Below are 910 nucleotides of genomic sequence, written 5' to 3'. Positions count from 1 at the left end.
GGCGGTGCGCCTGGCGCAGGCTGGGCAGTGCCGGCACCTCGGCGAAGCGCTCGCGCACGAAGCGACGGATCTGCGCCAGCGCCGGCGCGCGGTCGCGCTCGCCCAGCGTGTCGTGGAAGAAACCAGGCAGCAGGTGGCGCTCCTTCACCGGCGAAGACAGGCGCTCGTAGAAGCGGTCCTGCGGGCCGCGGTGCACCACGAAATCACTGCCGGACACCAGCAGCTGCACCGGCACGGTGATCGCCTGCGCATCGCCGACCACGCGGTCGGCCGCCGCGTACAGCCCCAGCAACACCCGCACCGAGATCGGCCGGGTGATCAGCGGATCGTTGCGATAGCTTTCGACCCGCGCCGGATCGTGGGTCAGCCACTGCGGCTTGACGTAGCTGTTGACGAAGAAGTTGCCGCGCAGCGTCTGCATCAGGGCCAGCCCGGGCCGCGCGAACGGCACGTACAGCTTGACCTTGAACGCCGGCGAGGCCAGCACCAGCGCGCGCAGCGGCGGCGCGTAGTCGTGCACCCAGGTGCTGGCGACCACCGCGCCCACGCTCTGCGCCACCACCACGATGTCCTGCACAGCGATGCCGTGGACCTCGCCGATGTGCGCGACGAAGCGATCCAGGTCGCGCACCAGCGCCGAGAAGCCGGGCGCGTCGCCGCGCGCGCCGGGCGAGCGGCCGTTGCCGCGCGCATCCCAGGCGAACAGCGCGCACTCGTCCAGGCCCAGTTCCTCGGCCAGGTGCATGACCCGCCCGGAATGCTCGTGGCCACGGTGCAGCAGCACCACCGCCCGCGGCGGCGCCGCCGGCGTCGTGGCCGGCCAGTGCCGGTAGAACAATCGTGTGCCGTCGAAACTGGCGAATTCGCTTTCGTTGACCTGCCGCATCCGTTGCCGATTCCTTGTCTGTCT

At 70.9% G+C, this 910-nt stretch carries 1 protein-coding gene; it reads right to left on the bottom strand.

The genetic code is table 11. The annotated features are described in order from the left end of the window. The coding region (locus D180_RS09660; RefSeq protein WP_017912628.1) for an alpha/beta hydrolase at nucleotides 1-886 on the bottom strand (886 nt) is incomplete at its 3' end. Nucleotides 887-910: the final 24 nt, after the last annotated feature.

The organism is Xanthomonas sp. SHU 166 (assembly GCF_000364685.1).
GTDB lineage: Bacteria > Pseudomonadota > Gammaproteobacteria > Xanthomonadales > Xanthomonadaceae > Xanthomonas_A > Xanthomonas_A sontii.
This window is presented reverse-complemented; position numbering and strand designations above follow the sequence as displayed.